The sequence below is a fragment of the Bacillus sp. GbtcB10 genome (genome assembly GCF_019091365.1).
GTDB lineage: Bacteria > Bacillota > Bacilli > Bacillales > Bacillaceae > Bacillus > Bacillus altitudinis.
The window spans coordinates 1-13,064 of the sequence record NZ_JAGXJP010000007.1 but is presented as its reverse complement, the minus strand read 5'-3'; the positions used below and the strand labels follow the sequence as shown (position 1 = coordinate 13,064).

At 41.9% G+C, this 13,064-nt stretch carries 17 protein-coding genes; 14 read left to right on the top strand and 3 right to left on the bottom strand.

The window, feature by feature from the left end:
* The first annotated feature begins 59 nt into the window (after positions 1–59).
* The 10 genes from KVT11_RS18475 (at position 60) to KVT11_RS18430 (ending at position 7,466) form a co-directional block, all read left to right on the top strand.
* Positions 60–902: an energy-coupling factor ABC transporter ATP-binding protein gene (locus tag KVT11_RS18475; RefSeq protein WP_008345218.1), complete on the top strand. Its 843-nt coding sequence runs from the start codon at positions 60–62 to the stop codon at positions 900–902.
* Entirely contained in the window at positions 878–1,747 is an 870-nt protein-coding gene (locus KVT11_RS18470) for an energy-coupling factor ABC transporter ATP-binding protein (RefSeq protein WP_116307701.1), read from the top strand. Before KVT11_RS18475 ends, KVT11_RS18470 begins: the two co-directional genes overlap by 25 nt.
* Entirely contained in the window at positions 1,744–2,541 is a 798-nt protein-coding gene (locus KVT11_RS18465) for an energy-coupling factor transporter transmembrane component T family protein (protein WP_008345215.1), read from the top strand. Before KVT11_RS18470 ends, KVT11_RS18465 begins: the two co-directional genes overlap by 4 nt.
* Before the next feature lie 11 nt (positions 2,542–2,552).
* Positions 2,553–3,296 carry a tRNA pseudouridine(38-40) synthase TruA gene (truA, locus tag KVT11_RS18460; protein WP_165378685.1) on the top strand — a complete coding sequence of 248 codons (744 nt, stop codon included), beginning with the start codon at positions 2,553–2,555 and terminating at the stop codon, positions 3,294–3,296.
* Between the two features lie 164 nt (positions 3,297–3,460).
* The gene (gene rplM / locus KVT11_RS18455; RefSeq protein WP_003217042.1) at positions 3,461–3,898 is read left to right on the top strand and encodes a 50S ribosomal protein L13; all 438 of its coding nucleotides are present in this window, start codon (positions 3,461–3,463) and stop codon (positions 3,896–3,898) included.
* A 20-nt stretch (positions 3,899–3,918) separates the two neighbouring features.
* Positions 3,919–4,311, top strand: coding sequence for a 30S ribosomal protein S9 (gene rpsI, locus KVT11_RS18450; protein ID WP_007496354.1), 393 nt, complete (start codon positions 3,919–3,921; stop codon positions 4,309–4,311).
* Positions 4,312–4,487: 176 nt separating this feature from the next.
* Complete coding sequence (locus tag KVT11_RS18445; protein ID WP_116307703.1) at positions 4,488–5,003, top strand: GNAT family N-acetyltransferase; 516 nt, start codon at positions 4,488–4,490, stop codon at positions 5,001–5,003.
* 97 nt (positions 5,004–5,100) lie between these two features.
* A complete protein-coding gene (locus KVT11_RS18440; protein ID WP_116307706.1) occupies positions 5,101–5,847 on the top strand; it encodes an amidohydrolase family protein in 747 nt (248 codons plus the stop codon).
* A 36-nt stretch (positions 5,848–5,883) separates the two neighbouring features.
* Positions 5,884–6,357 (top strand): GNAT family N-acetyltransferase, encoded by a 474-nt coding sequence (locus tag KVT11_RS18435; RefSeq protein WP_210552285.1) that lies wholly within the window; start codon positions 5,884–5,886, stop codon positions 6,355–6,357.
* A 110-nt stretch (positions 6,358–6,467) separates the two neighbouring features.
* A complete protein-coding gene (locus KVT11_RS18430) occupies positions 6,468–7,466 on the top strand; it encodes a serine hydrolase (protein ID WP_210552286.1) in 999 nt (332 codons plus the stop codon).
* A gap of 36 nt (positions 7,467–7,502) precedes the next feature.
* Here KVT11_RS18430 and KVT11_RS18425 read toward each other — a convergent pair whose 3' ends face one another.
* Positions 7,503–8,072, bottom strand: coding sequence for a DUF4825 domain-containing protein (locus KVT11_RS18425; protein WP_210552287.1), 570 nt, complete (start codon positions 8,070–8,072; stop codon positions 7,503–7,505).
* Between the two features lie 145 nt (positions 8,073–8,217).
* Here KVT11_RS18425 and KVT11_RS18420 point away from each other — a divergent pair, with 145 nt between their 5' ends.
* The 3 genes from KVT11_RS18420 (at position 8,218) to KVT11_RS18410 (ending at position 10,595) form a co-directional block, all read left to right on the top strand.
* On the top strand, positions 8,218–8,661 hold the full coding sequence (locus tag KVT11_RS18420; protein WP_035703915.1) for a YbaK family protein: 444 nt from the start codon (positions 8,218–8,220) through the stop codon (positions 8,659–8,661).
* A 58-nt stretch (positions 8,662–8,719) separates the two neighbouring features.
* Positions 8,720–9,433, top strand: a complete 714-nt coding sequence (cwlD, locus tag KVT11_RS18415) for an N-acetylmuramoyl-L-alanine amidase CwlD (protein ID WP_017359175.1) — start codon at positions 8,720–8,722, stop codon at positions 9,431–9,433.
* 103 nt (positions 9,434–9,536) lie between these two features.
* A complete protein-coding gene (locus tag KVT11_RS18410; RefSeq protein WP_079919469.1) occupies positions 9,537–10,595 on the top strand; it encodes an Mrp/NBP35 family ATP-binding protein in 1,059 nt (352 codons plus the stop codon).
* A gap of 38 nt (positions 10,596–10,633) precedes the next feature.
* Here KVT11_RS18410 and gerD read toward each other — a convergent pair whose 3' ends face one another.
* Entirely contained in the window at positions 10,634–11,212 is a 579-nt protein-coding gene (gene gerD, locus KVT11_RS18405; RefSeq protein ID WP_007496366.1) for a spore germination lipoprotein GerD, read from the bottom strand.
* A 90-nt stretch (positions 11,213–11,302) separates the two neighbouring features.
* Between gerD and KVT11_RS18400 the strand changes: the two genes are divergently transcribed.
* On the top strand, positions 11,303–11,905 hold the full coding sequence (locus tag KVT11_RS18400; RefSeq protein ID WP_008345196.1) for a KinB-signaling pathway activation protein: 603 nt from the start codon (positions 11,303–11,305) through the stop codon (positions 11,903–11,905).
* On the opposite strand, the gene pdaB is transcribed toward KVT11_RS18400, so the two are convergent.
* Complete coding sequence (gene pdaB, locus KVT11_RS18395; protein ID WP_017366469.1) at positions 11,898–12,662, bottom strand: polysaccharide deacetylase family sporulation protein PdaB; 765 nt, start codon at positions 12,660–12,662, stop codon at positions 11,898–11,900. The two genes, KVT11_RS18400 and pdaB, sit on opposite strands and share 8 nt — an antisense overlap.
* Positions 12,663–13,064: the final 402 nt, after the last annotated feature.

Genomic DNA, 13,064 nt, shown 5'->3' with positions numbered 1-13,064 from the left:
ACTACGGCTTTTTAGCAATAGGCAAAGTAGAGGTTGAGCTGAGAGGAGGTCCGGTAGAGATGGAGAAGACATTAATTGACGTAAAAGACATTGTATTTCGTTATCACAAAGATGCGGACAAGCCCGCTTTAGACCAAGTGTCATTGCATGTGAATCAAAATGAATGGCTTGCCATTGTTGGCCACAACGGTTCAGGTAAATCCACACTTGCCCGTGTACTGAATGGGCTCATTTTACCGGATGCAGGAACGGTCAAGGTTGGTGAGATTGAGCTGAAAGAAGAAAGTGTTTGGGATATTCGCAAAAAGGTCGGCATGGTCTTTCAAAACCCAGACAACCAATTCGTTGGCTCAACGGTTCGTGATGATGTGGCTTTTGGTTTAGAAAATAACGGGGTTGAGCGGGAATTGATGATAGAGCGTGTAGATTGGGCTGTCAAACAGGTCAATATGCAGGAGTTTCTTGATCAAGAGCCGCACCATCTATCAGGCGGGCAAAAGCAGAGAGTAGCGATCGCTGGTGTACTTGCCGCAAGCCCTGACATCATGATCTTGGATGAAGCAACATCAATGCTTGATCCGATTGGCCGTGAAGAAGTGTTAGAAACCGTCAGACTACTGAAGGAACAAGGAACGGTCACGGTCATTTCCATCACACATGATTTAGACGAGGCTGCGAAGGCAGACCGTGTCATTGTGATGAATGGCGGGAAGAAATTTGCCGAGGGAACACCAGAGGAAGTATTTGAACTAGATGAACAGCTGGTTCAGATTGGACTTGATCTGCCATTTTCCTACCGGTTGAGTAAGCAATTGAAGCAGCAAGGTGTGCCGCTTGCAAATGCCCATTTGACACAAGAAGGATTGGTGAAAGAGCTATGGACATTACGATCAAAGAATTAGAGCATCGTTATCAAATGAAAACGCCGTTTGAGCGTCTCGCTTTGTATGATGTCAATGCTTCCATCAAAGAAGGCAGCTATGTTGCTGTCATCGGTCATACGGGTTCTGGCAAGTCGACATTGCTGCAACATTTAAATGGACTGCTCAAACCAACAAAGGGGAGCATTGCGCTTGGAGATACAGTCTTACAAGCCAATAAAAAGCAGAAGGAACTGAAATCTCTTCGCAAAAAGGTAGGTATCGTGTTTCAGTTTCCTGAACATCAGCTCTTTGAGGAGACGATTCTGAAGGATATCTGTTTTGGTCCGATGAATTTCGGCGTTCTAAAAGAAAAGGCAGAAGCCAAGGCTAAAGAGATGCTGAAGCTTGTAGGCCTTCCTGAATCCTTGTTATCTCGATCACCCTTTGAATTAAGCGGTGGTCAAATGAGACGTGTGGCGATTGCAGGTGTTCTAGCGATGGAGCCAGAAGTGCTTGTGCTTGATGAGCCGACTGCGGGATTAGATCCACGCGGACGTAAAGAAATCATGGACATGTTCTATGAGCTTCATCAAAAAGCCAACCTGACGACGATCCTTGTGACACACAGTATGGAAGATGCCGCTCATTATGCGGATCAAATGATTGTGATGCACAAAGGAACAGTGAAGGCGACAGGTACGCCGAGGGAGCTATTTGCCAATCGTACAGACATGTCTTCTTTCGGACTGGACCTCCCGGAAACGATCAAATTCCAGCAGGCTGTCGAAGAAAAGCTTGGGATGACGTTTCCAAGACCGCTTCTGACCATGGATGAAATGGCAGAAGCCTTAACAGCTTTATATCAGGAGGACACGACATCATGATGGATAGTATGATTATCGGCAAATATGTGCCGGGTACATCTTTTGTCCATCGTCTTGATCCAAGGACAAAGCTGTTATCAATTTTCTTTTTTGTCTTTATTGTCTTTTTTGCGAATAACTACATCACTTACGGGCTTTTAGGTGTCTTCACTATTCTTGTGGTGATGGTGTCTCAGGTGCCGCTGTACTTTATTCTCAAAGGAATGAAACCCATCCTTTGGATTGTTCTGTTTACCTTTATTCTGCATATCTTCATGACAAAGGATGGCGCTTTGCTCTTTCACTTTGGTTTTCTGAATATTTATGAAGAAGGTCTAAAACAGGGGATTTTCATTTCACTCCGTTTTGTCTATCTCATCATGATGACAACACTTCTGACGTTGACCACAACACCTATTGAAGTGACAGACGGTATGGAGAAGCTGCTGCATCCTTTCCGTAAAATCAAGCTACCTGTTCATGAACTTGCTCTTATGATGTCTATCTCTCTTCGATTTATTCCGACTTTACTCGAAGAAACAGACAAAATCATGAAAGCACAAATGGCAAGAGGTGTTGATTTTACAAGCGGACCCGTGAAAGATCGTTTAAAAGCGATTGTTCCATTGCTTGTCCCGCTTTTCGTCAGTGCGTTTAAGCGTGCGGAGGAATTGGCGACCGCTATGGAAGCGAGAGGCTACCGCGGGGGAGAAGGGCGTACGAAATACCGTCAGCTTGTCTGGGGCATGAAAGACACGTTCACGTTGCTTTTATTCATCCTGTTAACAGCACTCCTTGTGCTGCTTAGAAATTAGGTGATGCCTAGATGAAAGTAAAATGTACCGTATCATACGATGGGACACATTTTAAAGGGTATCAAGTGCAACCAGGACAGCGAACCATTCAGACGGAGATTGAATCTGCCCTTGCTAGAATGCATAAACAAGACGAACTGATTCCGATTGTGGCTTCTGGCCGGACAGACAGTGGCGTTCACGCAAAGGGGCAGGTCATCCATTTTGACACCCCGCTTGCCATCCCGATGGAGAGATGGCCGTTTGCCCTCAACAGCTTGCTGCCAGATGACATTCGTGTTCTAAAGGCTGAAGAAGTGGATGAGTCGTTTCATGCCAGATTTGGTGTTGTGTCGAAGGAGTACCGTTATAGGGTCTCAACGGAAACGCACCAAAATGTGTTTACGAGACAGTATGCCTGTCACTATCCTTATCCGCTGGATGTCGACAAAATGAGAGAAGCTGCTGGGCACCTCATTGGCACACACGATTTCACAAGCTTTTGTGCGGCCAATACAGAGGTTCAAGACAAGGTGAGGGAGATTTACGCCCTTGAGTGGAAAAACGTCTCAGACGGGCTTGAAATGCGTGTGAGAGGGAATGGCTTTTTATACAACATGGTGCGAATTATAGCCGGCACGTTACTTGACATTGGTTCTGGTAAATTTCACCCTGAGGAGATAAAAGCCATGCTTGCCGCCCGAAATCGCGAAGCGGCAGGCAAGACTGCGCCCAGTCACGGACTGTATTTATGGGAAGTTTTCTATGACAACTAAACCAGGTGTAACATGTTCTTGACACAGGAAGCAGAAAGTTATAAGATATCATATGGTATGTATTTCAACCCCACAAATAAGCCCCGGAAGACTTATCTGTGTTTTGAAATAGAACGTAGCATTTGATTCAGGAAAATTCATTGATTTATTTAGGAGGGAAACTCATGCGTACAACACCAATGGCGAACGCAAGCACAATTGAGCGCAAATGGCTAGTGGTTGATGCGGCAGGTAAGACTCTAGGTCGTCTTTCTACTGAAGTAGCATCACTTTTGCGCGGTAAGCACAAACCAACTTATACACCACACGTTGACACAGGTGATCACGTGATCATCATCAATGCTGAGAAAATTGAATTAACAGGTAAGAAATTGACGGACAAAATTTACTACCGTCATACGATGCACCCAGGTGGTTTGAAACAAAGAACTGCTCTTGAGATGCGTACAAACTACCCTGAAAAAATGTTGGAGCTTGCTATCAAAGGTATGCTTCCAAAGGGTCCACTAGGTCGTCAAATGTTCAAAAAATTAAATGTGTACCGTGGTTCTGAGCATCCACATCAAGCACAACAACCTGAAGTTTACGAACTTCGCGGTTAATTATAAGGGAGGTTAACAATTTGGCACAGGTTCAATATTACGGTACAGGTCGTCGTAAAAGTTCTGTAGCGCGCGTTCGCTTAGTTCCAGGTGAAGGCCGTATCGTCGTTAATAATCGTGAAATTACTGAATACATTCCATTCGCTGCTTTAATCGAAGACGTGAAACAGCCTTTGAACATCACAGAAACAGCTAACAGCTACGATGTTCTTGTAAATGTTCACGGTGGTGGATTCTCTGGTCAAGCTGGAGCAATTCGTCACGGTATCTCTCGTGCTCTTCTAGAAGTAGATCCTGAGTACCGTACACCACTTAAACGTGCTGGACTTCTTACTCGTGACTCTCGTATGAAAGAGCGTAAGAAATACGGTCTTAAAGGCGCACGTCGCGCACCTCAGTTCTCAAAACGTTAATCAATTTTATATTGTATGGACGTTTTACAAAGGTTTGTACAGACAAACCCTATATGAAAAGCATCAGCATCCTGCTGGTGCTTTTTTATTTGTGTTTTTTTCTGTCTGGAAACATATAAAATAGGATCATAGTCAGGTTTCTGTTTAACAAATGATGTTAAAGGGGGATGGCATTTATGAATCTAACAACAGAAAGATGTCTCATTCGACCGTTTATTGAGGATGATTGGCAGGATGTCTATGCATATACATCTGATCTAGCGGTGATGAAGTATATGCCAGAAGGTGTTTTTTCTAGAGAAGAGGCGCAGGAATTTGTCAAAAATAATCGTCTTAAGACGGCCAAGAATTTTGCTGTTCTATTAAAAGAAGATCATACATGCATCGGGCATATCGTGTTTCATCCTTACTTTGGTGAGCACACATATGAAATTGGCTGGGTCTTCAACTCTGCATATCAAAACAAAGGCTATGCATCAGAAGCTGCATTTGCTGTCCTACATCATGGTTTTCACACAATGAATTTACATCGAATCATTGCCACTTGTCAGCCTGAAAATGTGCCGTCATGGAGAGTGATGGAGAAAATGGGTATGAGGAGAGAGGGATATTTTAAAAAATGTATACCACAAGGAAATGAGTGGTGGGATGAGTTTTATTATGCCATCTTACGAGAGGAATGGAAAACTTGATAAGTTTTCATGATATGAAGTAATTCGTCATTCCAAATATCCCTTGGCTTTCTCTATTGATATAATCAGGTCAAATAAGCAGAAGAGGGGCGCGGGCATGAGGATCTTTGATGCACATTTCCATATCATTGATTTTAATTTTCCCATTCAAGAAAACCAAGGATATACACCGCCGAGTTATGTGGTGAATGATTATAGGAGAGAGACGGCTGATTTGGGGATTGTAGGTGGAGCGATTGTGTCAGGGTCATTTCAGGGTTTTGATCAAGGCTATTTGTTGAAAGCACTAGATGAAATGGGACCGACTTTTTGCGGTGTGACACAATTACCTTTTACAGCAACTGACGATGAGATTGTTCATTTGGATCAACATGGGGTCAAAGCTTTACGTTTTAATGTGAAGCGGGGCGGTTCGGAGGATATTTCAAAGCTCGACTATTTTGCGAGAAGGGTGTATGAGCTGGTGGGCTGGCATAGTGAGCTCTACATAGACGCTAAGCATCTCCCTGACATCTCACCTACGCTTGAACAGCTACCGGCTATTTCGATTGATCATTTAGGCTTATCTGAAGAAGGTTTGCCGCATTTGCTCAAGCTGGTTGATAAAGGGGTTCGGGTAAAAGCAACTGGTTTTGGGCGAGTCGATTTAAACGTGGAACATGCATTGACGTCCATTTATCAAACGAATCCTGATGCATTGATGTTTGGTACAGACCTTCCATCTACAAGGGCGAAACGTCCATTTGAATACGGTGATGTTGAGTTGATTCAACGGATGTTTGATGAGGAAGCGGTGGATAAAATTTTATATGAGAACGCGATCAATTGGTATTTTGGCAAATGAATAAAGGCTTCCATTCCGTGATAGGAGGTGTGTTCATTGAATCTGAATCAATTGACATTTAGAGAAGCCGTCCAAGGAGACCTCGACAACATCGTTTTGATGCTTTCAGATGACAAATTAGGCCAAAAGAGAGAACGCTACACTCGTCCATTATTAGAAAGCTATCTCAATGCCTTTCATTCGATCGAAGCGGATCCCAATATTGAACTAATCGTGGCTTGTGATCGGGAAGAGGTAGTCGGGGTTCTCCAATTAACAATGACTCCATTTCTAACGTATCAAGGAGGATGGAGAGCTTCAATAGAAGGAGTTCGTACAGCCTCGACTCATAGAGGGAAAGGAATTGGCACATTGTTGATCAAACGGGCCATTCAACGAGCAAGTGACAGCGGGTGTCATATGATCCAGCTGACAACTGACAAACAGAGGCCAGAAGCACGCCGTTTTTACGAAAAGTTGGGATTTGAAGCTACGCATGATGGGATGAAGCTGCAGCTTCTTCGTAAATAAACACACCAAGAAGCAAAGGTATTCACAACCCTTTGCTTTTTTGTGCCTTTGTTTCAAATTTTTGTTATATTGGAGACGAGAATCTATAGTGGTTTGGAAAGGAGAAACATTTGAAGAAAACAAAAGAGGATCTTTTGACATTTGTCAGGAAAAACAAAAAGAACGTATCAGTAACAATTATTGAAAATGAAGATGTGGTATTAGAATGGAATGGTAATCAAAAAACACCACTTGCAAGTACGATGAAATTAATGGTTTTGTTTCATTTTGTTAAAGCTGTATCCAGCGATGACATCAAGCTAGATGAAAAAGTGACATTGTCTGATATAGAGCGGTTTTATATTGATAGAACCGATGGCGGTGCTCACACATACTGGCTGGAGGTCAACGATTTTTCTGAGCATGCAACTTTATTAGATGTTGCCAAAGGGATGATGCAATTCAGTTCGAATGCTTGTACTGATTATTTGATTGACCTGCTGGGCTTAGAGAAGATCAATAATCAGATGAAACAAGCAGGTCTTACAGAACATGATGAACTCATGCCGCTGACACCCAAGGTTTTGTGGCCAGCCTATGTATCTGATCATGAGCAGGATGCATTAAAGCAAATAAGCGATGTAACTGATGAACAATACAAATCTCTGATGATTGAGATTTTTCATATCATGAAAAATGACCCGGAGCATAAAAAGGCGTTAGAAGAAACATTGATGAAAAAGAACTTGTTAAGCTTGCGTATTCAATCTTTACTGACGCAAAAGATGACAAGGTCTACAACGAATCAATATGCACATTTTATGAAACGTCTACAGGATGAGCTGTTAACAACAGAAGAAAAGCGTCTTTTTAGCCAAATTGTGCTGGGAGAAATATTGAAGACGGAAACAGATCAATATATTTGGTATAAAGGTGGATCGACGTTGTTTGTTGTCACTGCTGCTTTATATCGAAAAACGGATACATCAACTATATCGATTTCTCTATTCATCAATGACCTGAAAGCGGAGAATTCTCACTGGATGGGGGAAGTGTTCGATGAATTTATACTTACCGTAGTAGCAGATCAAAACTTTCGACAACGATTGATTCAAGCTTTTACTACATAATTATCAAAAAACAGAGGGTGACGCCCTCTGTTTTTATTATTTCTTGATGGGAAACGCATTGTATACATCTAGACGTTTATCTTTTGACTTCACAACTCCATCAACCAGTTCCTTTTGCCAAAGCGCTGTATCGTCTTTGTACACTTTAAAAGACTGAGGCAGCTTTTTTTGTAGCTGTTTTCTTTTAAACGTGACGGATGGCTCGTCTTTAGCGTTCATCTTGAGTGTCACTTGCTCCACGTTATCGATAAGAATAAAAAGTGCCAATGCATTATATAAGTAGTTTTTTTCAATGGTATCCTTCTTATCAAACCAAAATGAATCAAATTGTTCTTCTGTATCATTGGTATTTTCTTTCACACCGTATGTCACTTTTAGCGCTTTTTCATCTACGATTTCATACTCGCGAATCACGTTACCTGGAAGATCTGATAAAATAGCGCCGACTGCTCCATTGTCTCCAATATAAGAATTTTTGTGTTTGGAAAGCTGTTTTAATGATATGTCTTCTATTTCTTTTATGTCGCTCTTTTGCTCGGTTGCTTGACTGTTGCAACCAGACAAGACGACTGTTAGTAGCAATAGGATATACATCCATTTCTTCATGAATTTTGCCCCTTTTCTATTCTTTCTATATATATGTTCATTTTATCACAATTTTCCAATCCGTTAGCTCACTGATTTCCATTTACTGAACTGCATGTTTTGTTCAAACCAACGAACAATACAAAGAAAAAAAGGAGTTCAGTCCATGGCAGAAGTTCTTTCATTTTATCAATTGAAAACAAAACGAGATGTCACGCTTGAAAAGAAGCTGTTGCGTACATTGTCTCTTCAACAGGTGACGGTCGCTTCCGAGAAATTCACGAAGAAGCTGTTCCCATTTGCAGATGATCCAGCTGGGATTATGAGTGATGGCTGTATTGATTTCGCCATTGAGGCTTTTTTAGCAGGTGGGAGATACGGTGAGTCGAGTAAGTATGGTGAATCATTCGATGATATAAAAAAGCGGTCAGTTCATGAAGAAGATGAGCTGGTTGAGGAGCTAGCAGGGTGTTTGCAATCGTGGGGGAATATGTTCCGAATGGAGCGTAAGATGTCGTGTCTGTATCCATTTGCGAAGGAATTTTTAAGTAAATGGTGGCAGGAAGGCTTTCGGGAATCAGAAAAAAGGCATAAGCTTCGACTGCACTAAGCATATTTCCAGCCCTTGTCCCATATCTATAAAATAATGGTGTATGGGAGGGACAGGGATGAAAAGAAAGCTGAAATGGACAGGGTTTTTAATCGGGTTTATTGTCCTCTTATTCTTATTCAGATTTCAGTTTCTAAATGATGATTCGTGGAAATCGTGGAACTTGCCTTTGAGCGGCAAGATCATCTATTTAGATCCGGGGCACGGCGGTCCAGATGGCGGGGCTGTAGGAGGAGAGCTGCTCGAAAAAGAGATTGCACTAGATGTGTCCATGAAGATAAGAGACTATTTGCAGGAGCAGGGAGCGCTTGTTCTCATGACCCGGGAGGATGACTCTGATTTATCATCAAAGAATACAAAGGGTTATGCCCGAAAGAAAGCGGAGGATTTGAGAAACCGTGTGAAAGTCATCAATGAATCTGAAGCGGATCTCTATTTAAGCATTCATTTAAATGCGATTCCATCGAACAAATGGAGCGGGGCACAGACGTTCTTTTACGGAAAGTATGAAGAGAATGAAAAAGCAGCGAAGTTCATTCAAGATGAATTGCGCAACAACCTTGAAAACACAGATCGCAAGGCGAAGCGAATCAATGGGATTTATTTAATGCAAAATGTCACGAAGCCAGGAGCGCTTGTCGAAATCGGATTTTTATCGAATCCAAAAGAGGCTGGTCAGCTGGCGACTCCTAAATATCAGGATCAAATTGCTGCTTCGATTTATAAAGGCATTCTCAGATATTTAACAGAGCAAAAAGAGCCGCCTGAATAAGGGGCTTTTTCCTGTTTATCGCAGGCAAAGAGGACAGACATTGTAAGGATATGTATGATATACTTGGATTGTAAACGAATTCAATAAAGGGTGAGGTTCTGCTATGATCGGACAAGATGATGTGAGAAAACTAGTTGGGAAGATGGACGAACCTTTCCTTCATATACCGCTTGGTGAGCTGGATGCCATCAAGGAAATCAGCCTAAAGCCTGAAAAAGAACATGTGAGCTTAAAAGTGGCGATTGCCAAGACAGGCACTGCTGAGCAGATGAAGCTGCAGCAAGACATCGTACAAGCTTTAAAAGCAGCCGGCGCGAACACTGTAGGACTTCGTTTTGAAGAACTGCCTCAAGAAACGCTTGAAAAGTTTATGCCGTCACAGGATGAGGAAGAAAATTTGCTCAACTCTAAAAATCCGCCTGTGTTCTTAGCGATTGCGAGTGGAAAAGGCGGCGTTGGGAAATCAACTGTTTCCGTTAACCTGGCTGTGGCACTGGCTCGTCTAGGGAAAAAAGTGGGACTGATCGATGCTGATATTTACGGCTTTAGTGTACCGGATATGATGGGAATCACCGTCAGACCGACAGTTAAAGGGGAAAAGATTATTCCTGTGGAACGCTTTGGCGTCAAAGTGATTTCAATGGGCTTTTTTGTTGAAGAAAACGCACCGGTCATTTGGAGAGGACCGATGCTTGGTAAAATGCTAAATAACTTCTTCCACGAAGTAGAGTGGGGAGAATTAGATTACTTACTATTAGACCTTCCGCCTGGAACAGGTGATGTGGCACTTGATATTCATACGATGCTTCCGAGCTGTAAAGAAATCATTGTGACGACACCGCATCCAACAGCGGCTTTCGTTGCTGCTAGAGCAGGTGCAATGGCACTGCAAACAGATCACGAGGTGCTAGGGGTCGTTGAGAATATGAGTTACTATGAAAGCAAAAAAACAGGTGAGAAGGAATATGTCTTTGGAAAGGGCGGCGGGGACAAGCTGGCGGAGGAGCTGCGAGTATCAGTCCTTGGTCAAATCCCTTTAAGACAGCCTGATTGGAATGAGGACGATTTTGCACCTTCCGTCTATGATGCGAGTCATCCGACAGGGGAAGTGTATCAACGCATTGCCAATAAAGTCATTGAACAATTAGCAGTAAAAGCATAATGAAATCCCGAGTGGACCTTGTGCCACTCGGGTGATGTTTAACTGCCGCTTCCTTGTGAACCGGAATCATTGCTGCTTTCAGAGACTGCTTTTTTTAGCTCATCTTCGAATTTCTTCTTATAGAGAGGGCTGCTTAATGTTTCTGTGATGACTTTCTCTAAGTGCTTTCTGAACTCTTTGCTTTTGACCAGTTCACCGTATTTCTTTTCCATTTCAGGATCCTTGAGAATATCCATCATCATCTGTTGATAGTCAGGGTCCTTCATCAATTGTTTTAACATCTTTTCATGCTGTTGCTGCATGGATTTTGCGAAAGTCTCGGCAAATTTAGAATCCTCAAAGACCTTCTTCCAGAACTCTTTGCCTTTATCAGAAGTTAGTGTTTTCTCTATTGTTTTTTTCACAGTTTGTTCATCCATTACCAAAGCTTCATTCATTGCCTCGTCATTTAATAACTGTTGAATGGCCTTTTTACCGTCATCTGTTTTCAAAATATCGACGACCATTTTTTTCGTTTCGTCATAGTCCATATTAGATGAGGATTGGGTTTTGGGAGCACAAGCTGTTAGAGATAAAAGAAGAAAACAGCTCATTATACGCAAGATGCCTTTTGACATACTGTGGCTCCTTTCATTACATGTCTTACTTTTAATATGAATGTTTCACGTGAATTTATACATAACAAAAATAGGGGTTGGGTCAATTCAATGAAAAGTCGGGATTTAGTTCGTTTTTTCTTCTCTGTGCTGGCTGTTGGAGCGGTCATTACAAGCGTGGTAGGTTTTGCGCTGGAGTGGGGGAAATATCAGAAGCTGTTTGTATCGTTTGAGATTTTAGAGATTGCGTCAGTGTTATTTTGGTTTATTGGTGTGGGGATGATCTTTAGTGTAATCAGTCAGATGGGGTTTGTTGTCTTTTTGACAGTGCACCGGTTTGCGCTGGAGATTTTCAGGTCGCATTCTTTATGGAATACAATTCAGTTATTCCTTGTGATTTTCGTGCTGTTTGATTTAGCTTATTTGCGGTTTTTGTTTTTCGGGGAGAATGAATCATTTCTTCCATACTTGTGGCTGCCTGTTTTTATCGGTGTGTTTGCATTGATCGTGTCTTATTTTAAACAGCAGCAGTCCTCTAAGAAAACATTTATTTCTGCAATGTTTCTCATGGTCGTCATCACGTCGTTAGAATGGTTTCCGGCGCTTAGAGTCAATGAAGAGGACTGGCTGTATTTAATGCTATTCCCGCTATTAGGTTGTAATGCGTTTCAGTTATTAGCTATGCCGCGGTTTTCAAAAGCAAAAGCTACTTAACCTCAGTTGACTTTGTTTTTGTATTAGAGATAAGCTCGCCAACCGTGACGTTTCTTAAATTTTTGTCTTTTAAGTGTTTTAAAATGGCTGGTAAGGCTTGAGCGGTTTGGGTGGCTGAATCTGAGGCGTGAAGGAGAATAATGTCTCCGCTTTTCATTCGATCATTTACATTATGAACAATCTGGTCGACGCCCGGGTTCAGCCAATCTTGAGAATTGATGCTGTAATGGACAACGGTATAGCCATACTGTGTTGCAATTTTCAATACCGTTTCATTAAATTGCCCAGTTGGCGGTCTTAATAATTGAATGTCTTCCAGTCCAAGCTTTTGGAATGTATTTTGTGCACGGACAAGATCTCGCTTAATTTCGTTTTCTTCAAGCTGGCTATAATTTTTATATGCATAGCCAAGGCTGCCAATTTGATGGCCATCCTCTTTAATCCTTTTCACAATATCCGGGTGACGCTCAGCCCAAGAAGCAGACAGAAAGAAAGTGGCGTTCTTTATATCGTACTCTCGGAGGACATTTAAAATAGGAACAGCCTTCTCATCTCCCCAGCCAATATTAAACGTAAGGGATGCATGTTTTGATGAGGTCTCTCCTTTATAAATCGCTCGGGGTCCTTGTTCTGTTTTAAATACAGACAGCGGCGGTGCCTTTTGTACATAAAAAAAGGTTGCAGCTGCAAGGGCTGCTACAAGAATAATGACTACTTGCTTCAGCCGTTTAATAGGCAACACATATAATCGACTCAATTCAAACACTCCTGCCTTGTCCAAGATTGTTACTTGATTGTATGCAGGACAAGGGTTTAACATGCACAATAAAACTATTTTAAAAAAAGTTCTGAAAAGGCGTTGACCAATAGAATGTTTTCGTGATATATTATTAATCGTCGCTGACACACAGTGACAAACACAAACGCTTCGGGAAATAAACTTGAAAAAAGTTGTTGACATAAGATGAAGCGAAATGTTATATTATTAAAGCCGCTAAGAACGGCGAAGATGATCTTTGAAAACTAAACAAGACAAAACGTACCTGTTAATTCGAGTTTTTATAAAAAAATCCTATGATACTTCATAGGTAGTCAGTCAAACGCTGACGAAAAACAAAACTTCGGTTTTGTACTTTTTCGGAGAGTTTGATCCTGGCTC